The organism is Ochrobactrum sp. Marseille-Q0166 (assembly GCF_014397025.1).
GTDB lineage: Bacteria > Pseudomonadota > Alphaproteobacteria > Rhizobiales > Rhizobiaceae > Brucella.
Map to the genome: position 1 here is coordinate 1577698 of NZ_JACJUO010000001.1, position 22764 is coordinate 1600461.

Here is a 22764-nt window from a genome sequence, read left to right on the forward strand (position 1 = left end):
ATCTTATCCAGTCTGCAAACGGTTGTCAGGCCGTCTTCTGCTCGGCGCTGAAGTATCAATCTGACGCGCACGCTTTCCCCGAAAGTAGGATTTAACCCACGGATCGTCTACAGTCAGCATCTCCTCAATGGAACCGCTAACCAGAATTTTTTTATTGCCCAGAACTGCAATCCGGTCACAAATTGCAAAAAGGCTGTCGAGATCATGCGTTACCATGAAAACGGTGAGACCCATAGTATCGCGTAAATTGGCGATCAATTCATCAAAGTCCGCAGCACCAATCGGATCAAGGCCAGACGTCGGCTCGTCCAGAAACACAATGTCTGGATCAAGAGCTAATGCACGTGCGAGCGCTGCTCGCTTAATCATGCCGCCGGAAAGCTCAGACGGAAACTTATCCGCCGCATCCGGGTTGAGCCCAACGAGATCTATTTTCAATCGCGCCAGTTCATCCATCAGTTTAGGTGGAAGATCAAGATACTCCCGCATTGGCACCTGAATATTTTCAAGAACACTCAGCGCAGAAAACAACGCACCATGTTGAAATAAAACGCCCATACGCATATCGATGGCCATTTTTTCAACTTCGGTCAGTTTGTCGATATTGTTTCCTAAAATCTCGATCTGCCCGGACTGCTTTTTATTTAGACCCAGAATAGTACGCGTCAGCACGGATTTTCCAGAACCGGACGGTCCGATAAAGCCCAGGACTTCCCCTTTAAAAACGTCAAGCGAAAGATGATCAAGCACAGGTGCGCGGCCGCCAAAACCAACGGTCACATCCCGCACGGAAATGATCGGCACAGGCTGATCGCTATTTTCTGTCTGCTGCACTTGCGGCTGATTATCTATGCTCGTGTCCATCACTATTCTTTATCCGAGCTTATCCAGCAACTGAATGGTAAGAAACGGCTTCGCAACGATTTTTATCCCTGAGTGTATCAGAAAGACCTCATGATACGCGGCTGAATGCCGTCAGAAGTCAATGGCTGCATAGAACATCGCAAACATGCCATCGACGACAATAACAACAAAGATCGATTTTACGACTGAAGCTGTTACCCGGCTACCAAGTGATTCTGCACTTCCACCCACTTTCATGCCTTCGACAGAAGCAAGTATACCAATAATCATCGCCATAAATGGCGCTTTAATAAGACCCGCAAAGTATGTGTTCAATGCCACGGCATCATGCAAGCGGGAAATAAATGCTTCGGGAGAGATATTTGAGTAAAAATAAGTAACGGCGGCGGCCCCAACCAAGGCAGATAAATCAGCAACGATCGTGAGAAGAGGCAAAATCACCACCAGCGCGACAAGCCGAGGGAAAACAAGCACCCCGACAGGATTAAGCCCTATGACCGTCAGCGCATCAGTTTCTTCGCGCATCTTCATGGAGCCTATTTCTGCCGTGATTGCACTGCCCGAGCGGCCAGCGATCATGATGGCAGTGAGCAAAACGCCCAACTCACGCAGAACAAGAATGCCAACAAGATCAACGACAAATATTTCAGCCCCGAAATATCGCAACTGAAACGCACCCTGCTGGGCTATAATTGCGCCAACAATTGTAGACATGAGGACGATGATAGGAATCGCACCGACACCCATCCGATCAATCTGTTTGACGATTGCTGGAAATGGAATCCCGCTACCGCGCCCTGCTTTGAGCTGTGCTCCACGAATGGTTGCACCCAAAATATGCATGGCCATCAGGAAATCCTGATAAACGGCAGCGACACCTCGACCGATAGAGTCCAGCATTTTGATGATAAAAAACGGCTTTTTTATCTGCTGCACGTCCAGCGTTCGCTGAACTGAGCTGCCAACTTCTTCTACAAGCGGCAGCCAAGCCGGTTTAATGCCTTCTAACTGAACGTCGATATTTTGTGACGAAAGCTTCTGACGCAACCGCTCGATTAGCCATGCTCCAGCTGTATCTAGCCCTTCCACACCTGACGCTTCAATATTGACGGCCTGCGAGCCCCCCATTTTTTCGAGTTCACGCATTTTACCGTCAACCAGACCGACGCTCTGCGAAACCCAGCGTCCGCTCAGAGCGATGCGACGCACACCTTCGTGCTCTGCCAAATCAATCTTAGGCGCGAGATCTGTAGCAGCACTTGCTTTGTCGGCAGCATCGGTCAACATGTCTTAGCCTCTTATACGAGTCGTTACACGACCGAAATACCGCGTCCTAAAGGGCATATCCATGCACAGTAGTTTGAAAATCATTCACGAACGCTATCCTATCGCCGGGAAATTCACAATCTCTCGCGGATCGAAGACCGAAGCATCTGTCATTGTGTGCGAGTTAAGTCGAGATGGTAGGATTGGCCGAGGTGAATGCGTGCCATATGCACGTTATGGCGAATCAATCGAAAGTGTAAGTGAACAGATTGAAGCGGTGCGCGCGATGATCGAAACGGGTGTCACACGCCAAGCAATTCAGACAATTATGCCAGCAGGTGCGGCCCGTAATGCGGTCGACTGCGCAATGTGGGACCTTGAAGCCAAGCTTTCTGGAAAAAGCGTAGCAGAAACACTGGGTATAGAGGCACATCCTTTGGAAACCGCAATCACCGTGTCGCTTGGCACACCGGCTGAGATGGCGGATTCAACTACAAAGGTCGCGCACTATCCGCTTATCAAAGTTAAAATGGGCGGTGATAATGACATCGAGCGCATTCATGCAGTTGCCAATGCTGCCCCCAACAGCCGCATAATCATTGATGCGAATGAAGGTTGGACCAACGAAAATATTGAAAAAAATATGATTGCGGCAGCCGAAGCTGGTGTGGTTTTGATCGAGCAGCCCCTGCCCGCTGGCAAAGACGAAATTCTAAGTCGGATTAAACGGCCCGTAATTATCTGTGCTGATGAAAGCGTTCATACGTCGATTGGGTTGGAAGATCTCGCCAAGCGCTATGATGCCGTTAATATCAAGCTTGATAAGGCCGGTGGATTGACGGAAGGCCTGGTTATGCGAGAGAAAGCCCGTTCTCTGGGCTTGCAAATCATGGTTGGGTGTATGGTCGGTACATCACTTGGTATGGCCCCAGCAGTTCTGCTTGCACAAAAAGCCAATGTTGTGGACCTCGATGGACCATTATTATTGGCGCATGATCGTGAACCGGGACTGCTTTACGAGGGAGCTCTGGTTTATCCCCCGGAAGCGGTTGTCTGGGGCTGATTATCCGGATACCTCATAGTTTGTGCGACACTTTTTGTGGAAGACAAAACATTTTCAAAGATGTCCGCACAGGCTTCCCATGTGAAATTCTTCAGCACTTCCGCCGGATCGAAGGCTGGCATGTTTAGGGCTGCTAAACAGGCAGCTTGCAAGTCTTCGGATAAAATTCCTGCTCCGGTGGTACCAACAACGTCGGAAGATCCCGGAACTGGAAATGCCGCAACAGGCAAACCCGATGCAATGGCTTCCAGCAAAACGAGGCCAAATGTGTCGGTTCTGCTTGGAAACACAAATACATCGGCTGATGCATAGATACGCGCTAGATCTTCGCCTTCTTTCTTGCCTACGAAATGGGCTTTCGGAAAACGGCCTTTCAAATCGTCAAGTTCCGGGCCGTCCCCAACGATCAGCATGGTTCCCGGTAGCTCGAGCTCCAAAAACGCGGGTAGATTCTTTTCTGTGGCGACACGTCCAACACATATGAACACTGGTTTTGGCCATTGCTTCGCCAATTTATCTCGCGGATGAAACAACTTGCGATCAACGCCGCGCGTCCAAAGCTCCAACCCGGTGAAGCCACGCCCTTGCAAATCATCAATGATTGACTGAGTTGGAACAAGCGTATGCGACGCCGCATTATGAAAACGGCGAAGAAATGCGTAGGTCCACTTTGGCGGGATGGGGACCCGGTCCCTAAGATATTCTGGAAAACGCGTATGGAAACTCGTCGTAAAACTCCACCCCATCTTAAGACAAGCGCGTCGCGCCATAAACCCGAGCGGGCCTTCCGTTGCAATATGCACGTAGTCCGGCTTTAGTTTGACCAGTCGCTGTCTAACTGTCGAAGGCCTTGTTAAGGCGAGTCGAATTTCTGGATAGGTCGGGCACGGGGCTGAGCGATAATCCTTTGGGGAAATCACGATCACCTCGTATCCCCGCTCCTTCATCAGCTCGCAGCATTTAGCCAGCGTTCTTACAACGCCATTTACTTGCGGATGCCAGGCGTCTGTAACGATGACAAGTTTTTTATCGGCTGCCATTTACCGTTTCTCGTGGCACTTTCGGGAACCCGACTATTTTGCCGCCGGTGTTTACATCCATAACCGCGGGTAGCAACGGCTTTTGATCCAATTGCTTCGCCCATTCGAGCAATTCCATACGGCCGTCAAAATGCTCCGCAACCGCTGTACAACTCTCAACCCAGTCCCCTGTGTTGATGTACTCAACACCATTCATTTTCTCTATTGTTGCATGATGGATATGTCCGCAGATAACCCCATCGACACCAATGCGCTGCGCCTCTTCTGAAACCACGTCTTCAAATTTACCGATGAAGTTAACCGCTTTTTTGACCCGGAATTTCGCCCAAGCAGAAAACGACCAATAGCGAAGGCCAAACTTGGCGCGTACGCGGTTCATAATCGTGTTGATCCAAATGGCGGTGTCGTAAGCCCAATCACCGAGATAGGCGATGAAGCGCGCATTTCGTACCACTACGTCAAACTGGTCACCGTGAATTACGAGAAACTTACGTCCGTCAGCCGCTTCATGAATTGCACGGTTCATCACCTCGATACCACCGAAATGCGTCCCTTGGAAATTGCGCAGAAACTCATCATGATTGCCGGCGATATAAATGATCGTCGCGCCCTTACGACTTTTGCGCAGAAGCTTCTGCACAACATCATTGTGTTCTTGTGGCCAATGCCAATTGCGTCGCAAGCGCCAACCATCAACGATATCGCCAACTAAATAAATCATTTCCGCATCATGACGGCGCAGAAATTCCAGCAAAAGTTCGGCCTGAGCCGCTTTAGAACCTAGATGCACGTCAGAAACGAACAGGGTGCGGTATTTCTTTGGCGCAGTCTGTTCTTCGCTCATTGGGTTGTCCTTCCGATGGCAACCTGAATTTGAGCGAAGAAGACCTGATTCAGGTCACAGGCATATGACGATGGAAATTATGCAACCTAAAACTCGTTGCACCCATGCTAACGCGAATAATCAGCAATGATTATTCTTCGACCCCTGTATATCGCAACGTCGGGCGAACAAGCCAAGGGGTTTGCATTTGCTCACGGCAATGAGCAACCCAACCGACAGTTCGTCCCATAGCGACTACACAACTGAACACCTCTGAAGGAAAACCCAACTGCTCTAGTAGCAGAGCAGAATAAATCTTGTGTCGAGTGAATAATCCGTTATTCCCATTATAGTTATTTTGGTCATCTATAAATTTATCGTCAAGACTTTCAATTAAAGATACCTTACTTGAAACTCTTAAGCCTATATCGTTCTGAAGATTGACGAGCGTTGACTTGATTATGTCAGCTCTTACATCTCCATTAGACGTTGATAAGCTGCCGCGTTCTTGAGTGGGCGCATTGCCATCAATGGCAGCAACTGGCCAATCATCCGTCATTTTTTCCGATGAAAGAATATCGAGGATGTTCGAAGCTGCGGTAGGATTACACTTTTGATTTTTTTCTGAAAGAACAGAAAGAGCAGTAATTATTGAGGACGTAATTGATTGCCGTTCCGATGCTGAAATTCGCGCAGCTAACGTTGCTGGTGTGAGGCCAAAATCCACGACAGAAATAAGAAAGGTATCGAGAGCTTGCGCTTCCTGCGGCTCAGGCATAGAAACATTCATCATTCGTAAAATATCTGCGCTATGAGGCAACGATGAATCAGGGCGAATTATATGCCTTCCACGTTTCATACGTATGAAAGCAGGTGCAAATACCGCCGGTGCAGCGACCACGTGCAGTGCGGTCGTAAAGTCATTACCATCAGGAATGCGGCTTACCAAAGCGCGAATTGCCTCCAGCGGTGACATTTCCAGTAAAGTATCGTCGATTTCTTCAGTGTAATGAAAGATCTGCTCTCGCGCCTGCCCAAGAGCAAATTGCAAATTATCATCAAACATATTCTTCTGGAAAAAATTAGGCCATAATAAATCGATACAGCCCTCTATTTTCACATCATGACAAATTCTTTTTATTGATTTTCCTAATAAAAAGAAATCACCTGTTTGATCATCATACCTTGAAATAATTGTTTCAGAGAAAACTACGTCATTGCAATTATCTTTCATTAAAATTACTCCGATTTTTACAAAATAAGATGTTATAATAACTCACTTTTTGAACAAATAAATCGAATAATGTTGTTAGCTAATTATAATTAATCTAATTTAAAAATTTTAATTCACAAATAGTATTGATTACTAAAAAGAAGGATAAATATAAGTAGCATAAAATTATCTTTCCTTAAAAATATACTTGAAATTTTTTCATATTTTGAACGAGACATTATCTCGCTGCATCCAATAAAAAATTTAAATTTTCTAACGTGGATAAAAGAGCAGTTGATTTGATATTACCGCATTTGCGTAATAACTGCTTGTTAGAATCGGGCCTACATTATTTTGGAAGTTTGAGATAGAAGCGACATTGGCTCAACGGGTGCGAATTGCCATCTGCGAAATTCCCCTATTGCAAGCATGAACCGGAAAGCGATGCGATCATGACGAATAAAAAGACACCTAAAACCTCCACGCGTTCGGATTTTGATGAAGCGGCTCTCTTCTTTCATCGCTATCCAAAGCCGGGAAAACTTGAGATTCAGGCAACCAAACCGCTCGGCAATCAGCGCGACCTTGCACTTGCCTATTCACCTGGTGTCGCTGCTCCGTGTCTCGCAATTCATGAAGACCCTTCGACCGCTGCTGAATATACAGCGCGCGGTAATCTCGTAGCCGTTGTTTCGAATGGCACAGCAGTTTTGGGTCTTGGAGATATTGGTGCACTTGCATCAAAGCCGGTTATGGAAGGCAAGGCTGTCCTGTTCAAAAAATTCGCAGACATTGACGTCTTCGATATTGAAATTGATGCGCATGAAATCAACCGAATGGTTGATGTAATATCAGCGCTTGAACCTACGTTCGGCGGCATCAATCTTGAAGACATCAAGGCGCCGGAATGCTTCGAAGTTGAAGAACAGCTTCGTGAAAAGATGAATATCCCGGTTTTCCATGATGACCAGCATGGAACGGCTATTATCGTTGCTGCCGCTGTTCTTAATGGTCTGGAACTGGCAGGTAAAGACATCGCAAGTGCAAAGATCGTCACTTCTGGTGCGGGCGCTGCGGCACTCGCCTGTCTTAACCTGCTCGTTAAGCTTGGCGCAAAGCGTGAGAATATTTTTGTCTGCGATCTTGAAGGCGTTGTTTATGAAGGCCGTAACGTCCTTATGGATCGCTGGAAAGACGTGTACGCTCAAAAAACAGATGCTCGCGTTCTGGCTGATGTTATTGGCGGTGCAGATGTATTCCTCGGTCTATCGGCCGCGGGTGTGCTGAAGCCCGAATTACTCAAGCAGATGGCTGAGAAGCCGCTTATTATGGCGCTCGCCAATCCAACCCCTGAAATCATGCCAGAGGCGGCGCGCGAAGCACGCGCTGATGCGATGATATGTACGGGACGCTCGGACTATCCAAATCAGGTTAATAACGTTCTTTGTTTCCCTTACATTTTCCGCGGTGCGCTGGATGTTGGTGCAACAGCCATCAATGAAGAAATGAAGCTTTCTGCGGTGCGCGCAATTGCTGCGCTTGCCCGTGAAGAGCCCTCAGATGTAGCGGCCCGCGCCTATTCGGGTGATACACCGACGTTTGGGCCCAACTACCTTATTCCATCTCCCTTCGATCAGCGCTTGATCTTGCGCATCGCGCCCGCAGTTGCTAAGGCCGCAATGGACAGCGGGGTCGCAACACGCCCAATCGAAGATTGGGAAGCTTATACAGATCGCTTAACGCGTTTCGTTTTCCGGTCCGGCCTTATCATGAAGCCGGTTTTTGCCGCAGCACGCGCGCAAAGCAAACCAATGCGCGTGATTTATGCTGACGGTGAAGATGAACGTGTATTACGCGCGGCTCAGGTTGTGATTGAAGAAGGTATCGCCTCGCCAATCCTGGTCGGTCGCCCGCACGTTATTGAAACTCGCCTTAGCCGCTATGGTTTGAAAATCCGCGCAGGTGTAGATTTTGACCTTATTAATCCTGAAGATGATCCCCGCTATCGTGATTATGTGGACCTTTACCTGTCTTACGCAGGCCGACAAGGTATAACCCCAGAAGCCGCACGCACTATCGTTCGTACGAATTCGACAGCCATTGCTGCTCTTGCGGTAATGCGCGACGAAGCAGATGCAATGATCTGTGGATTGGAAGGTCGTTTCGAACGTCATACACGTGTCGTCAAACAGATCATCGGAAAACTACCCGGGATCCGTGATTACTCTGCATTAAGCCTACTGATTTCACAGCGCGGCGCGCTATTCTTGACGGACACCTATGTCAGTGTGGAACCTAGTGCAGAAGAGATTGCTGAAATGGCAATTCTGGCAGCAAAAGAAATTCGTCGGTTTGGTATTGAACCCAAAGCTGCTCTTGTTTCCCACTCGAACTTTGGTTCAAAAGAATCTGCCAGCGCTGAAAAAATGCGGCGCGCCGCTGCTATCCTTGCTGAGAAAGCACCCGATCTTGAATCCGACGGTGAAATGCATGGTGATTCTGCACTTTCACAAGCTTTACGCGACCGCGTATTCCCGAATTCGCGTCTCAAGGGCGAAGCCAATCTGCTTGTCTTTCCTAATCTTGACGCTGCAAACATTACACTGAACGTCGTAAAGACAGTAACGGACGCACTGCATGTAGGACCGATTTTGCTCGGTGCTGCACGTCCAGCCCATATCTTAACGCCTTCCGTAACGTCGCGCGGAGTTGTTAATATGACGGCATTAGCTGTTGTTGAGGCAATACAAAAATCAAATGAAATCAATAGGAAGATGTAATTAAGTGCAAGCTTATTTATAATATATACTTTATATAAATGCCAAGTATTTAATAAATACTTGGCATTTATGTTTTTTTAACTATAGTCATCCAACATTCAGGCATACGGACAACGGGATGGGCTTGTTCTATGGTGATTGTTGACAGGAAAATTTGTAAGTTACGGCCGGCGATATTTTTTTTCGCTGCAATTGGCATTTTAAGCGGATGTACTACGACAACAAACAAGTCGAGTTTGCCTTGTAACTCTAGAGAAGTTACCAATCTTCGTAAACAGATTGAGCCAACAAAGTTTAAACTCAAAGTCAATCAAAGACAGCTTACACTTATTCGCAGCGATCTTTATAAAGAAAGTTGTAGCGGAGGTATTTTTTCTCCTACAAACAAGTCAGCGACATGTGAGCGCTTGAAAAAGCAGGAAGAAAGTCTGATTACCGAACGTCGATCACTTGAGAAACGTTTGGCGGAAATAAGCGCTGCTATTGCAGGCCAGTCGTATAGTGGTAAACACGTTAATTCATGTAAAGCCGCTTGGTTGCCTATTCGAACAAACAAGAAAAGCGCGGCTAAGACTGCTGATATGAAAGTATCTGCACACAAGCAACAAGTTGGAAAACTGGCTAAGATTGATAAGGTTCCAAAGGCTGATGCTTCAATTATAGAAGACTATATTGTTCCGGCATCTTCGCCTCCGGAAACCAATAAATTGGATCCTGTCGCTTACACATCTTCTGGACAACCCTTATCGCAGTCTCCGAATTACGTTGCGCCGGCAGCAATTTCGCCGCCGACAGAACGTTCTTATTCAGACAGCTCAAAAGTCAGAGTGATCGGATCGTCGTTTTTTCCGGACCAATCAAAACCAGTAGATCCGCAAGCTCCGGACCATGCGCCTGCCCCGTAAGCGCGATGCGCAGGGGCATGAACAGCGTCTTGCCCTTGCGTCCTGTTGCCGCTTTCACAGCGTCGGTCCAGGTCTTCCACGTCTGCTTGTCCCAAGGGGCAGCCGGTAGCAGTTTAAACGCTTCCCGCACAAATGCCTGATCTTCCTCAGACAGTTCCGGCTTTTCCGGTAAGTTGCCGTTGATGATCTCCCACCAATGGGCCACATCATTGAAGCGATCAAGATTGCCACGAACGGTCAGCCAGAAAGGCTCTGCCTGATGGCCTGAAATGCCGAGTGCTTCAAGACGCTCTTTTGCTTTTTCGAAAGGCATATCATGGAGCAGGGCCCGGTTAAGCGTATCAAGTTCCGCTGGATCAAATTTTGCCGACGACTTTGAAATCGCAGCCAGATCAAAACGTTCTGCCAAGGCATCCATATCTACCGCTGCCGAAACGGACTCGGATGTTCCGATCAGAATAGCCAGCGAAGCGACCGACATAGGTTCATAACCGCTTTCACGTAAGCTACCGACAGAAAGCGCGCCAGAGCGTTTCGAAAGACCCTCACCCGAAACCGTGGTGAGCAGGTTGTGGTGTCCAAAGACCGGCGGCTCGGCACCGAGCGCCCTGAAGATAGCAATCTGAACGCCCGAATTGGTGACGTGGTCGTCGCCACGGATGATGTGGGTGATACCAAGATCAATATCATCGACAACCGATGGCAGCGTGTAGAGATAAGTGCCGTCTTCGCGAACCAGAACCGGATCGGACATCGATGCCAGATCGACAGTCTGCGGGCCACGCACCAGATCGTCCCAATGAACTTCAGTACGTGTGGTCGTAAAAGGGTCGCTTTCGAAATTCGGCAAAAGGAAGCGCCAATGTGGCTTGCGGCCTTCGGCTTCAAAAGCTGCCTTCTCCTGATCCGTCAGCTTCAGGGCTTCACGGCCATAAACTGGCGGCAGACGACGCGCGAGACGCAGCTTGCGGCGGCGTTCGAGTTCATCGGCCGTTTCATAGCAGGCATAAAGAAGACCGGCCTGCTTCAGCTTTTCGACGGCTTTGGCATACACATCAAAACGCTTCGACTGATATTCAACCCGGTCAGGCGTAACGCCCAGCCACGCGAGATCAACGGCAATGGCATCTGCATATTCCTGCCTGGAGCGCTCAACGTCTGTATCATCGTAACGCAAAATGAAATTGCCACCGTTCTTTTTGGCGTAAAGCCAGTTTGAAAGCGCGGTGCGCGTATTGCCAATATGAATATACCCCGTCGGCGACGGTGCAAAACGAACGGTAAGAGTCATGACTAAATCTTTCAGCGGTCGCGGAAGCGGTTCGTTATTGGATAACGACGATCACGTCCGAAATTCTTCTTTGTAATTTTGACACCGGGTGCAGATTGACGGCGCTTGTATTCTGCCAGATTAAGGAGATGTTCGATCCGTTGCACGGTCTCAAGCTGATGGCCACGCGCGACGATCTCAGCATTGCTCATTTCGTTTTCCACCAGGCATTCGAGAATGTCGTCCAATACAGGATAAGGTGGCAGACTGTCCTGATCAGTCTGATTTTCACGCAATTCTGCGGATGGTGCCTTTGAAATGATGTTCTGCGGGATCACCTCACCGGAAGGACCAAGGCTGCCAACCGGAACATTGTTGTTGCGCCACTCAGACAGCGCATAGACCTGCATCTTATAGACGTCCTTGATGGGGTTGAAGCCGCCATTCATGTCGCCATAAAGCGTTGCATAACCAACCGACATTTCCGACTTGTTGCCCGTGGTGATAACCATCGAACCGAACTTGTTTGAAATTGCCATCAGGATTGTGCCACGCGCGCGGCTTTGCAGGTTTTCTTCGGTAACGCCGCTCTCGGTACCTTCAAACATTGGCCTTAAAGCAGACAGGAAACCTTCGACCGGCTCTGCGATTGGCACAATGTCGTAACGCACACCGAGCGCCTTCGCACAATCGGCAGCATCTTTCAGCGACTCTTCTGAAGTGTAACGATAAGGCAGCATCACGCAGCGCACGCGATCCTTACCCAATGCATCAACTCCCAACGCCGTACAGATCGCCGAGTCGATACCACCTGACAGACCAAGCACAACGTCCTTGAAACCATTCTTGTTCACATAATCACGCAGGCCGAGCATACAGGCTGCATAATCAGCTTCGAGACCTTCTGGCAGCTTTGCCTTTTCGGCTGCTTCGCAATACCAGCCCTCGCCGTTCCGCTTCCACACAGTCAGCGTGATCGCTTCTGCAAATTGCGGCATCTGCAAGCTAAGGGTCTTGTCGGAGTTGAACACAAAAGAGCCACCATCGAAAACCAGCTCGTCCTGCCCGCCAATCTGATTGGCATAGAGCATTGGGAGTTCGGTTTCGATAACCTGCTTCAGCACGACCTGATAGCGACGCTCAATCTTGGCGCGATGATAAGGCGAGCCGTTTGGCACCAAGAGAAGTTCAGCACCACTTTCAGCCAGCGTTTCCGCTACACCGAGATCGCCCCAGATATCTTCGCAGATCGGGATACCGATGCGTACACCACGGAAATTGACGGGGCCAGGCATTGGACCTGGCTGGAAAACGCGCTTTTCATCAAATTCCCCGTAGTTCGGCAAATCGACCTTGAAACGCTCGGCGATGATTTCGCCGCCATCGAGTACTGCAATCGAATTATGCAAACCGCTGTTACGTTGCATCGGTGTGCCGATAATAACGCCCGGGCCGCCATCAGCCGTGTCTTTGGCAAGCTCAGCTACGGCCTTTTCACAGGCTGCAACAAAAGCAGTCTTGAGAACAAGATCTTCCGGCGGATAGCCTGCAATAAACAACTCTGTGAACATCACGAGGTCGGCGTTCATTTTGGCTGCTTCTGCACGGGCAACACGAGCCTTGGCAAGATTTCCGGCGATGTCACCCATAACAGGATTGAGCTGTGCAACGGCAATACGAAGCATATCGGGATTCTCGTTTACGCTGATCATGCGTCAGCTTTAGCGCGCTTGTGCAGTTAATTGCAACGGATGGCGAACAAGAACAGGCGTTCTTTGTCAGGTCTTATAGGTCATGATCAGAATATAGCCCCATGTAGCAGCCACAAACACAATCGCGATCAGAACGGCGAGCGAACCGCAGTCCTTTGCAATCTGAATTTCTTTATGAAAATCACGCGAGACTGCATCGCAAGTGGCCTCAATACCCGTGTTGAGCACTTCAACCAGAATGAGGAACAGGATCGATCCCGTCATCAGCAGAAATGCCAACGGACTTGGAGCGAGGAAAAATGCGATTGGCAGCGAAAGCAGAAACAGGACAAGCTCCTGCTGCACCGCTTTCTCGTGCTTGGCCAAATGCTTGAGAGCACGCATTGAATTGAGAAACGCCAGAATAATCCGCTTCATCGATGCCCCAGGATGAGTTTTCGCCAAAATCAATAAGCAAATTCAGCCGAAATACAACAGGGCGAAGGATGAATCCTCCGCCCTGCGTTGAATGATGTGATTGGACCGGATCAGGCGTTAACGGCCTGTTTTTCCGAACCGGAGTCCCGTTCCTTCTTGAGCAATTCTGCCAGAAGGAAGGCCAGCTCAAGCGCCTGATCGGCGTTCAGACGTGGATCGCAGTGCGTATGGTAACGGTCGTGCAAGTCTTCCGCCGAAATTGCACGAGCGCCGCCGGTGCATTCGGTAACGTTCTTGCCAGTCATTTCGACATGGATACCACCCGGATGCGAACCCTCAGCGCGATGGATCGCGAAGAAGGATTCAACTTCCTTGAGAATACGGTCGAACGGGCGCGTCTTGTAACCGCCTGCGGTAATGGTGTTGCCGTGCATCGGGTCACAAGACCAGATAACCTTGCGGCCTTCCCGCTCAACAGCACGGATGAGCTGTGGCAGATGATCGCCGACCTTGTCGTAACCGAAACGAGCGATGAGCGTCAGACGACCTGCTTCATTTTCAGGGTTGAGAAGATCAATGAGACGGATGAGATCATCCGGTTGCAGCGATGGGCCACATTTCAGACCGAGCGGGTTCTTGATGCCTCGGCAATATTCGATATGCGCGTGATCAGCCTGACGTGTGCGGTCGCCAATCCAGATCATGTGACCTGAAGTGCCGTACCAATCGCCGGAAGTTGAATCGACGCGCGTGAGCGCTTCTTCATAGCCAAGCAACAGTGCTTCATGGCTGGTGTAGAAATCGGTTTCACGGAGCGAATGATTGCTATCGGAAGTGATCCCTATCGCACGCATGAAGTTCATCGTTTCCGAAATACGCTGAGCCAGCGCGGCATAGCGCTCTGCCTGGGGGCTTTTGCCTACAAAACCGAGCATCCACTGATGCACGTTCTCAAGGTTAGCATATCCACCCTGCGCGAATGCACGCAGCAGGTTAAGCGTTGCAGCAGACTGGCGGTAAGCCATGTCCTGACGCTGCGGATCAGGGATACGCGAAGCTTCATCGAAATCGATGCCGTTGATGATGTCGCCACGGTATGACGGCAGCTCGACGCCATTGAGCTTTTCCATGTCGGAAGAACGCGGTTTTGCGAACTGACCGGCAATACGCCCCACCTTAACAACCGGCTTGGAGGCACCAAACGTCAGTACAACGGCCATCTGCAAAAAGACGCGGAAAAAGTCGCGGATATTGTCCGCGCCATGTTCTGCGAAACTTTCCGCACAATCGCCGCCCTGAAGCAGAAATGCCTTGCCTTCGGCAACATCCGCGAGCTGGTTCTTCAGCTTGCGGGCTTCACCTGCAAATACGAGCGGTGGATAGGTACGAAGGCGAGCTTCAACATCGGTCAGAGCCTGTGCGTCCGGATAAAACGGCACTTGCTTGATCGGTTTGTCTCTCCAGGAATTCGGGGTCCAGTTCTTCGTCATTTCACACCTGTGTTAATTATCCGCGCGATTTCTCTCGGATTTTGTCCTCCTTAACACGAAAGCCGGCATCCGCTTCTATTGGGCAACTTAAAACCCAAACACGGAAACCGGCACACGTGACCGCGTTGATATAATGCAGACGCTCGCTTTATACCAGCAAGAATCGTTAACAGGATCAGCGTGCGACGAAAGATTTAGCTGTCGACCTTCTCTCCATTCACAACGCGATAGGTGGGCTTATACATGGTGACCAGTTCTTCAGCCGCTGTCGGGTGAACGGCCATGGTGCGATCAAAGTCATCCTTCGTCGCGCCAGCCTTGAGCGAAATGCCCAGTAGTTGCGCCATTTCACCCGCGTCCGGCCCCATGATGTGAGCGCCGATGACCCTGCGGCTCTTGGCGTCGACGATGAGCTTCATCAGCATTTTTTCATTGCGACCAGACAGCGTGTTCTTCATCGGGCGAAACAGAGCGCGATAGACTTCCAGTTCCGGATATTTCTTCGCAGCTTCATCTTCCGGCAAACCGACAGTGCCAATTTCCGGCTGAGAGAAGACGGCTGTGGCAATGAGCTCATGGTCAGGTTTGGTCGGATTGTCCTTAAAGGCCGTTTCGAGGAAACACATGGCCTCATGGATTGCCACCGGCGTCAACTGAACGCGATTGATCACGTCACCGACAGCCCAGATGTTGGAAACACTGGTACGCGAATAGTCGTCGACTTCGATAGCGCCCTGCGCATCAGTTTTAACACCAGCCTTGTCGAGGCCCAGACCCTTTGTGTTAGGCTTGCGGCCGATAGCCATCATGACCTGACCAACATTTAGCGTTTCACCATTGGTCAGCGAAACTTTCAGCTTGCCATCAGACTGTTTTTCGACCTTCTCAAACACTGCGCCGCAAATGATGCGTATACCTTTTGCTTCCATGGTTTCATGAAGCAGGTGGCGCAGATCATGATCGAAACGGGATAAAATTTCCTTGCCTCGATAGACAATCGTCGTTTCAACACCAAGGCCGTGAAAAATATTGGCAAATTCGACAGCGATATAACCGCCACCGGCAATGACGATAGATTTAGGCAGTTCTTCCAAATGAAACGCTTCGTTGGAGGTGATGCAATATTCGCTACCGGGCAACGTGTCGTGCACACTTGGATGACCGCCGGTTGCGATTAAAATCTGATCAGCCGTTATCCTGCGGCCGTCTGCTTTGAGTTCGATAGTGTGCTCATCAATAAGTTCGGCGCGGCTTGCAAAAATATCGACCTTCGAATTTTCCAGACCTTTGCGATACAGGCCTTCAAGTCGGGTAATTTCCCTGTCCTTGGCTTCAATCAGCTTCTTCCAGTCGAAGCTTCTTTGCCCCACTTCCCAGCCATAGCCCACGGCGTCTTCAAAATGTTCTGGAAATTGCGAAGCGTACACAAAGAGTTTCTTCGGAACGCAACCACGAATAACACAGGTTCCACCCATGCGATATTCTTCCGCCAGACCAACCTTCTTGCCCATGGCACCTGCCAGACGCCCTGCCCGGACACCGCCGGAACCGCCGCCGATAACAAAAAGATCATAATCATAGTCGGCCATGGTGGTCTCCATTCAAAATCAACGCTGCGCTTCATGTAAGCAAAACAAAAAGCCCGGCCAAGTCGCCGGGCTTCTAAATTTTAGTTTACTGCTAACAATTACTGCTGAGCAGGCTGCTCTGGAGCAGCGGCGGCACCAGCCTGAGCTGCCAATACTTCTGCAACCGATACAGCGAGATCACGGGCAATGCCATTCTGCCAGATGTTTGCAGCCTTAACGACTTCACGCGTAACAATCGGACCTTCTGCAAGCAGCTTCTTGCCTGCATCGGAGTTGTAGAAAGTGGCAATCGCCTTCAGTTCATCTTCGCTGAACGCGTTTGCATAGGCGCGGGCTGATTCTGTTTCGAGATCAGCACGACGGGCTGCAAGTGCCAGAGCCTTCTCATCAACAGTCTTGGTGATCAGTGCTTCGAGATTTGGGTCTTTCTGAATAAGCTCACCCTTGAGCGCGCGTGCTGCACTCGGAAGAATCTCGTCGAACTGCTCTGTTGCACTGATCGAAGCGATCGCTGCACGAGCAGCGTCCAGATGCGATGCGGAAATTTCCTGCGCGGAAGCCGCATGAATCCCTGACATCAGGACCAGTGCGGAAAACGGTGCAATCAGACGGCGGAAGCCAGTTGCCGGGATCATATGGTCAATACTCCGTTCAAATAATTCTTAGCGGCGTTTCAAGGCCGGTTCATGGTTCGGATACCGTCAGTGCCTGCGATCACAGCGGCACGAGCCAGTCCGATAAAAAGTCCGTGCTCAACAACACCGGGAACGGCGAAGAGAGCGTCAGAGAGAATCTTTGTATCGGGAATACGGCTAAAAGATGCATCCACGATATAATGTCCACCATCGGTTACAAACGGCTGGCCATCTTTTAAACGCAGGACGAGCGGACCTGCAAGGCCACATTCCGATGCGGCTCTTTCAATACCACGCAAAGTTGCGCTCAGACCAAAACGGTTGACTTCGATTGGCAAGGGGAAACGTCCAAGCGTTTCGACAACCTTTGAACCATCAGCTATCACAATCATCGAGTCCGAGGCCGCGGCGACGATTTTTTCACGCAGCAACGCACCACCACCACCCTTGATAAGTGAGAGATCGGAATCAACTTCATCCGCGCCGTCAACAGTCAGGTCAAGATGCGGTGTTTCTTCGAGTGTGGTCAGTGAAATGCCCAATTCGGTGCATAGCTCAGCTGTGCGTTCAGATGTCGGCACGCCTATAACGTTGAAACCGCTCTTCACTTTTTCGGCCAGCAGGCGAACGAATTCCTCGGCAGTCGATCCTGTCCCAATTCCAAGACGCATTCCGTCTTTGACGTGCGTCAATGCCTCTGCAGCGGCGGCGATTTTCAGCTTGCGTGCTTCATCCATGCCCGAATTCCTATATTCCCAGCGGATTCTCACCCGGCTCTAGCATGTGCGTGCAGCGCAACAAAGTGTTCAATACAAAATATCGCGATTTTTGCGATAGGCCCTCGTTTCTGTGTACAGTTTGGCCTATTTCAAAAAGCGGCTCGTAACGCGCTCGCAACTCTCATGGTCCTGAAGGAAGTTATATGTCTGCTGTCAATTCCACGCCCATCATCGTTTTCGATCTTGACGGAACTCTGGTCGAAACGGCGCCGGATCTTCTGGACAGTTTAAATCATTGCCTTGCTATTTCAGGTCTTCAAACAGCGGATCGCGAATCCCTCCGTCGCTTTGTTGGACAGGGTGGCCGCGTCATGATCGAGCGGGCTTTTGCTGCACAGCAAAAGCGGGTCGATGATGTCAAGCTGGATCACCTCGTTGAAGAGTTTCGCCAACATTACGCAGCGCATATGCCGGGCCATTCGACATTTTATCCAGGAGTTCTGGAAGCGATGGATCGCTTCGACGCACATGGTTATACGTTAGCGGTTTGCACAAACAAGTTTGAGGCTCTCGCTGTCAGACTGCTGACCTCAATGGGTGAAGCACACCGTTTTGCAGCAATTTGCGGTGCAGACACCTTTGCTTATCGCAAGCCCGATCCACGACATCTGACCGAGACGATCTCAAAGGCTGGTGGAAATCGCGACCGTGCTATAATGGTTGGCGACAGCCGCACAGATATTGACACTGCAAAAGCAGCGGGCATTCCTGTGGTTGCTGTCGATTTCGGTTATACTGACCTGCCGGTACAACACTATGAGCCGAGCCGCGTTATCTCTCATTATGATGAGTTCACGCTCGATATGGCTGAACAGCTTCTCGAATCCGTGGCAGATCAGGTTTGAAACGAGGATTGAGAATATGAAGCGATTTCTAATATTTACCGCTGTTTTCTCAACAGTGTTATCAACGAGTGCTTTTGCTCAGGACAATTCACCATCAGGGTTGCCGGGCGTGGAATCGCAGAAACCAATCGTTTCTGCTCCGCCGCCCGCGCCGGAACCTAATTCGCAACCGGCCGGAAGCTGGAAGAACTTTCGCGTCGGCAATACCGATGTCTCGATTTCAGGCAGTGTTACGGTCGATGTCGGATCAGGGGGCAGCCGTAGTTCAAGGCGTTAACCGTTCAAGTGCAGACCAGACGGCGGGAAGCTGGTTGGGCAAATCCTCTGCGATAAGCGCATGGCCGAACCGACGGCCCGCATCTGCGTGTATCCACACCGCCGCGCTTGCCGCCTCAAAGGCCGGCATCCCCTGTGAGAGCAATCCGCAGACAATACCAGTCAAGACATCGCCCGATCCGGCTGTAGCCAGAAACGCTGTGCCATTTGCATTGATAACGGCGCGCCCGTCAGGTGCTGCGATCACCGTATCGGGCCCTTTGTAGATCACGATAGCATTGGCGCGACTTGCAGCCTGACGTGCTTTATTCGTCTTCGAGCTCTCTGCTTTTGCAGCGATATCCGGAAAAAGACGTTTGAACTCGCCTTCATGGGGCGTGAGCACGAGAGCTGTATGCATACTGCGCCGGGCGTTGAAAAGTTGCTCGGGCTGATTTTCAAATGCCGTTATGCCATCGGCATCCAGCACCACGCCTTTTAAATGTTCAGCCTGTTCGTCAACGGCTGAAAGAAGCATCAAAGCATGATTGCGTGCAGATGACGGGCTGCCATAACCCGGACCGAGCACGCAGGCCGCGACCTTGCGATCCGCAACAAATACCGAAGCATCATTGATGCTGCGTGTTTCGCGCACCATGATGCTCGTCAGATGTGCAGCATTTGTCAGAAGCGCATCAGAAGGCGATAAAACGGTGACTGCGCCGGCACCGCTACGCGCTGCAGCCATCGCGGAAAGCCGCGATGCACCCGTTGAATGTGCAGGCCCGGAAAAGACGACCGCATGACCACGACTGTATTTATGTGCATTGATTGAAAGCTGCGGTAATTGACTGTGCCAAAGTTCCGGTGAGTTTTCGAAAGTTGTGGGTTTGATAGCGGTCAGGACGTCATCGGTGATGCCAATATCTGCAACATGAAGAATCCCGCAATGTGCCCTGCCCGGTTGCAGCAAATGGCCCGGTTTTTTACGGAAAAATGTGACTGTTGCACGTGCATTAATGGCTCCACCCAAAACCTGTCCGCTTTCACCGGAGACGCCGCTGGGCAAGTCAACAGCTATAGTCGGAATGCCGGACGCGTTTATTTCTCCGATGACGGAAGCTTCAACACCCTCGATGTTACGCGCAAGTCCTGCGCCATAAAGCGCATCGATAACGCCTGTAAAACCCGCTGGCGAAAACGCGCTGAGCCGATGCACTTCACCTTTATAAAACAGCAGTGCCCGCATAGCGTCGGAACCCTGCCGGGGCTGCGCAGTTCCGAAGCAAGTGACATCCACGCCTGCTTCGAGCAGAAATTGCGCAGCAACATAGCCGTCACCACCATTATTCCCAGGCCCGCAAAGCACCGCTATCGGCCCCTGACCTGCAAACACCCCCAGAGCCACATCCGCGACCGCATGACCTGCGGCAAGCATCAGTGAAAAACCATCGCGTTTGCCGGATTCGATGGTCAGTCTATCCGCAGTCGACATTTCCACAGGTGTCAGCAGTTCGAACATGGATTCCAATTCCCCTCGTTATAGAAGTGATTAATTACGCGGCACTCACCCTCAACCGAAAATGATTAACTTATTAGCATTTTGTCTATTTTTTAATCATCACTAACAAGCTTGAAACCTTGTTGGAAATCTTTCTCACGGACCGCCTTGTCTCCATGGCAATAATAATGCCACTCTGGATTAAAGAAAGTTGCACTTCTGAAATTTTTGAAAACGCGCTAGCCTTGGTATTAGTGCGATTTTTACGACAAAAGATGGAGCTACTTTGCTAAATTTTGCTTGAAAAAGCATGAAACTTGAAAAACCTGGTTGAGATAGATCGATTTGGCACAGTTCATGCTTCTATATCTGCGAAACGGGCACAATGTCCATTTCCGAACAAGAGCGGAGACCATTCTCTGATGAAAAAGATCGAAGCCATCATTAAGCCCTTCAAGCTCGATGAAGTGAAGGAAGCCCTTCAGGAAGTTGGTTTGCAGGGTATTACTGTAATTGAAGCGAAAGGTTTCGGCCGACAGAAGGGCCATACCGAGCTTTACCGTGGCGCGGAATATGTCGTCGATTTTCTTCCAAAAGTGAAAGTCGAAGTCATCGTTGCCGACGAAACCGTCGATGGCGCTATCGAAGCTATCCGCAAGGCAGCCCAGACGGGACGCATTGGCGACGGAAAAATTTTCGTTTCCAACATCGAAGAAGTTATCCGTATTCGTACCGGTGAATCCGGCGTGGATGCGATCTAACAAAATAAGACTACCGACCCAGTCTACCGACCATCGTCGTGCAAACAGGATACCAAAATGACGACTGCTAGTGACATTCTGAAACAGATCAAAGACAACGACGTCAAGTTTGTTGACCTCCGCTTTACAGACCCAAAAGGTAAGCTTCATCACGTTACGATGGATGTTAGCCTCGTCGATGAAGAGATGTTTGAAGACGGCGTTATGTTTGACGGCTCTTCGATCGGTGGCTGGAAGGCTATTAATGAATCCGATATGGTTCTCATGCCGGATCCAGAAACAGCTCACATCGACCCATTCTTTGCACAGTCAACGCTCGTCATTCTCTGTGATATTCTTGATCCGGTTTCGGGTGAAGCTTATGGCCGCGATCCACGCACGACCGCAAAGAAGGCTGAAGCCTACATGAAGTCGCTCAACATCGGCGACACTGTTTATGTCGGTCCAGAAGCTGAATTCTTCATCTTTGATGATGTGAAGTACAAGGTTGATCCATTCAATACCGGCTTCAAGCTTGACTCGACCGAACTGCCGTCAAACGACGACACCGATTACGAAACCGGTAACATGGGTCACCGCCCACGCGTCAAGGGCGGATACTTCCCGGTTCCACCAATCGACAGCGCACAGGATATGCGTTCGGAAATGCTTACCGTTCTGACGGAAATGGGCGTAACCGTTGAAAAGCATCACCACGAAGTCGCTTCCGCTCAGCACGAACTGGGTGTGAAATTCGACACGCTCGTTCGTAACGCCGACAAGATGCAGATTTACAAGTATGTTGTGCATCAGGTTGCCAATGCCTATGGCAAGACCGCGACCTTCATGCCGAAGCCAGTTTTCGGCGATAACGGCTCGGGTATGCATGTTCACTTCTCGATTTGGAAAGATGGCAAGCCAACCTTTGCTGGCAATGAATATGCCGGCTTGTCGGAAAACTGCCTGTACTTCATCGGTGGCGTTATCAAGCATGCTAAGGCTGTGAATGCGTTTACCAACCCATCGACCAACTCCTACAAGCGTCTGGTGCCGGGTTATGAAGCTCCGGTACTGCTGGCTTACTCGGCTCGCAACCGTTCGGCTTCGTGCCGTATCCCATTCGGCTCCTCGCCGAAGTCGAAGCGTCTTGAAGTTCGCTTCCCGGATCCATCAGCAAACCCGTATCTCTGCTTCGCAGCGCTGCTGATGGCTGGTCTTGATGGCATCAAGAACAAAATCCATCCAGGACAGGCCATGGACAAGGATCTTTACGATCTGCCTGCAAAGGAACTCAAGAAGATTCCAACCGTTTGTGGCTCGCTTCGTGAAGCGCTGCAGTCGCTTGATAAGGATCGCGAGTTCCTCAAGGCTGGCGGCGTATTCGAAGACGACCAGATCGACAGCTTCATCGAGCTCAAGATGGCGGAAGTGATGCGTTACGAAACCACACCGCACCCAATTGAGTTCGACATGTACTACTCGGTTTAATCGGGGTTCCGAGTGGCAATCAACGATTGCCACTCTCTCTGATTACTCTTTTTAAAGCGCATCTTATCCGAGAACCGTTTTATACTTTT

20 protein-coding genes are annotated in these 22764 nt (G+C 50.1%); 7 read left to right on the top strand and 13 right to left on the bottom strand.

Going from position 1 to position 22764, the window contains the following annotated elements; genetic code table 11:
• Nucleotides 1-3: 3 nt before the first annotated feature.
• On the bottom strand, nt 4-864 hold the full coding sequence (locus tag H5024_RS07500) for an ABC transporter ATP-binding protein (protein ID WP_187544967.1): 861 nt from the start codon (nt 862-864) through the stop codon (nt 4-6).
• 111 nt (nt 865-975) lie between these two features.
• Complete coding sequence (locus H5024_RS07505) at nt 976-2151, bottom strand: ABC transporter permease (RefSeq protein WP_187544969.1); 1176 nt, start codon at nt 2149-2151, stop codon at nt 976-978.
• A gap of 61 nt (nt 2152-2212) precedes the next feature.
• Here H5024_RS07505 and dgcA point away from each other — a divergent pair, with 61 nt between their 5' ends.
• Nucleotides 2213-3193, top strand: coding sequence for an N-acetyl-D-Glu racemase DgcA (dgcA, locus tag H5024_RS07510; RefSeq protein WP_187544971.1), 981 nt, complete (start codon nt 2213-2215; stop codon nt 3191-3193).
• On the opposite strand, the gene H5024_RS07515 is transcribed toward dgcA, so the two are convergent.
• The 3 genes from H5024_RS07515 to H5024_RS07525 form a co-directional block, all read right to left on the bottom strand.
• Nucleotides 3163-4233, bottom strand: a complete 1071-nt coding sequence (locus tag H5024_RS07515) for a glycosyltransferase family 1 protein (RefSeq protein WP_187544973.1) — start codon at nt 4231-4233, stop codon at nt 3163-3165. The two genes, dgcA and H5024_RS07515, sit on opposite strands and share 31 nt — an antisense overlap.
• Entirely contained in the window at nt 4220-5077 is an 858-nt protein-coding gene (locus H5024_RS07520; RefSeq protein ID WP_187544976.1) for a UDP-2,3-diacylglucosamine diphosphatase, read from the bottom strand. The genes H5024_RS07515 and H5024_RS07520 overlap by 14 nt, the downstream gene beginning before the upstream one ends.
• A 130-nt stretch (nt 5078-5207) precedes the next feature.
• Nucleotides 5208-6290: a citrate/2-methylcitrate synthase gene (locus tag H5024_RS07525; RefSeq protein ID WP_187544979.1), complete on the bottom strand. Its 1083-nt coding sequence runs from the start codon at nt 6288-6290 to the stop codon at nt 5208-5210.
• Between the two features lie 431 nt (nt 6291-6721).
• On the opposite strand from H5024_RS07525, the gene H5024_RS07530 reads away from it, so the two are divergent.
• On the top strand, nt 6722-9049 hold the full coding sequence (locus H5024_RS07530) for an NADP-dependent malic enzyme (RefSeq protein WP_187544981.1): 2328 nt from the start codon (nt 6722-6724) through the stop codon (nt 9047-9049).
• A gap of 131 nt (nt 9050-9180) precedes the next feature.
• Entirely contained in the window at nt 9181-9954 is a 774-nt protein-coding gene (locus H5024_RS07535) for a hypothetical protein (protein WP_187544983.1), read from the top strand.
• Here H5024_RS07535 and gltX read toward each other — a convergent pair.
• From gltX to rpiA, 7 genes are all read right to left on the bottom strand, one after another.
• Nucleotides 9872-11245: a glutamate--tRNA ligase gene (gene gltX / locus H5024_RS07540; protein ID WP_187544985.1), complete on the bottom strand. Its 1374-nt coding sequence runs from the start codon at nt 11243-11245 to the stop codon at nt 9872-9874. The two genes, H5024_RS07535 and gltX, sit on opposite strands and share 83 nt — an antisense overlap.
• An 11-nt stretch (nt 11246-11256) precedes the next feature.
• Nucleotides 11257-12936, bottom strand: a complete 1680-nt coding sequence (locus H5024_RS07545; RefSeq protein WP_187544987.1) for an NAD+ synthase — start codon at nt 12934-12936, stop codon at nt 11257-11259.
• A gap of 66 nt (nt 12937-13002) precedes the next feature.
• Nucleotides 13003-13353 carry a diacylglycerol kinase gene (locus H5024_RS07550; RefSeq protein ID WP_187544990.1) on the bottom strand — a complete coding sequence of 117 codons (351 nt, stop codon included), beginning with the start codon at nt 13351-13353 and terminating at the stop codon, nt 13003-13005.
• Between the two features lie 110 nt (nt 13354-13463).
• Entirely contained in the window at nt 13464-14843 is a 1380-nt protein-coding gene (locus tag H5024_RS07555) for a 3-deoxy-7-phosphoheptulonate synthase class II (protein ID WP_187544992.1), read from the bottom strand.
• Nucleotides 14844-15037: 194 nt separating this feature from the next.
• Entirely contained in the window at nt 15038-16432 is a 1395-nt protein-coding gene (gene gor / locus H5024_RS07560) for a glutathione-disulfide reductase (RefSeq protein WP_187544994.1), read from the bottom strand.
• A 98-nt stretch (nt 16433-16530) separates the two neighbouring features.
• A complete protein-coding gene (locus H5024_RS07565; protein ID WP_187544997.1) occupies nt 16531-17067 on the bottom strand; it encodes a DUF2059 domain-containing protein in 537 nt (178 codons plus the stop codon).
• Nucleotides 17068-17105: 38 nt separating this feature from the next.
• The gene (rpiA, locus tag H5024_RS07570) at nt 17106-17804 is read right to left on the bottom strand and encodes a ribose-5-phosphate isomerase RpiA (protein ID WP_187544999.1); all 699 of its coding nucleotides are present in this window, start codon (nt 17802-17804) and stop codon (nt 17106-17108) included.
• Between the two features lie 185 nt (nt 17805-17989).
• On the opposite strand from rpiA, the gene H5024_RS07575 reads away from it, so the two are divergent.
• On the top strand, nt 17990-18691 hold the full coding sequence (locus tag H5024_RS07575; protein WP_187545002.1) for an HAD family hydrolase: 702 nt from the start codon (nt 17990-17992) through the stop codon (nt 18689-18691).
• 16 nt (nt 18692-18707) lie between these two features.
• Nucleotides 18708-18968 (top strand): hypothetical protein, encoded by a 261-nt coding sequence (locus tag H5024_RS07580; protein WP_187545004.1) that lies wholly within the window; start codon nt 18708-18710, stop codon nt 18966-18968.
• Here H5024_RS07580 and H5024_RS07585 read toward each other — a convergent pair.
• Nucleotides 18957-20468 carry an NAD(P)H-hydrate dehydratase gene (locus H5024_RS07585; RefSeq protein ID WP_187545007.1) on the bottom strand — a complete coding sequence of 504 codons (1512 nt, stop codon included), beginning with the start codon at nt 20466-20468 and terminating at the stop codon, nt 18957-18959. The genes H5024_RS07580 and H5024_RS07585 overlap by 12 nt on opposite strands.
• Before the next feature lie 401 nt (nt 20469-20869).
• Between H5024_RS07585 and H5024_RS07590 the strand changes: the two genes are divergently transcribed.
• On the top strand, nt 20870-21208 hold the full coding sequence (locus H5024_RS07590; protein ID WP_007874909.1) for a P-II family nitrogen regulator: 339 nt from the start codon (nt 20870-20872) through the stop codon (nt 21206-21208).
• A gap of 57 nt (nt 21209-21265) precedes the next feature.
• Nucleotides 21266-22675, top strand: a complete 1410-nt coding sequence (glnA, locus tag H5024_RS07595) for a type I glutamate--ammonia ligase (protein WP_187545010.1) — start codon at nt 21266-21268, stop codon at nt 22673-22675.
• Nucleotides 22676-22764: the final 89 nt, after the last annotated feature.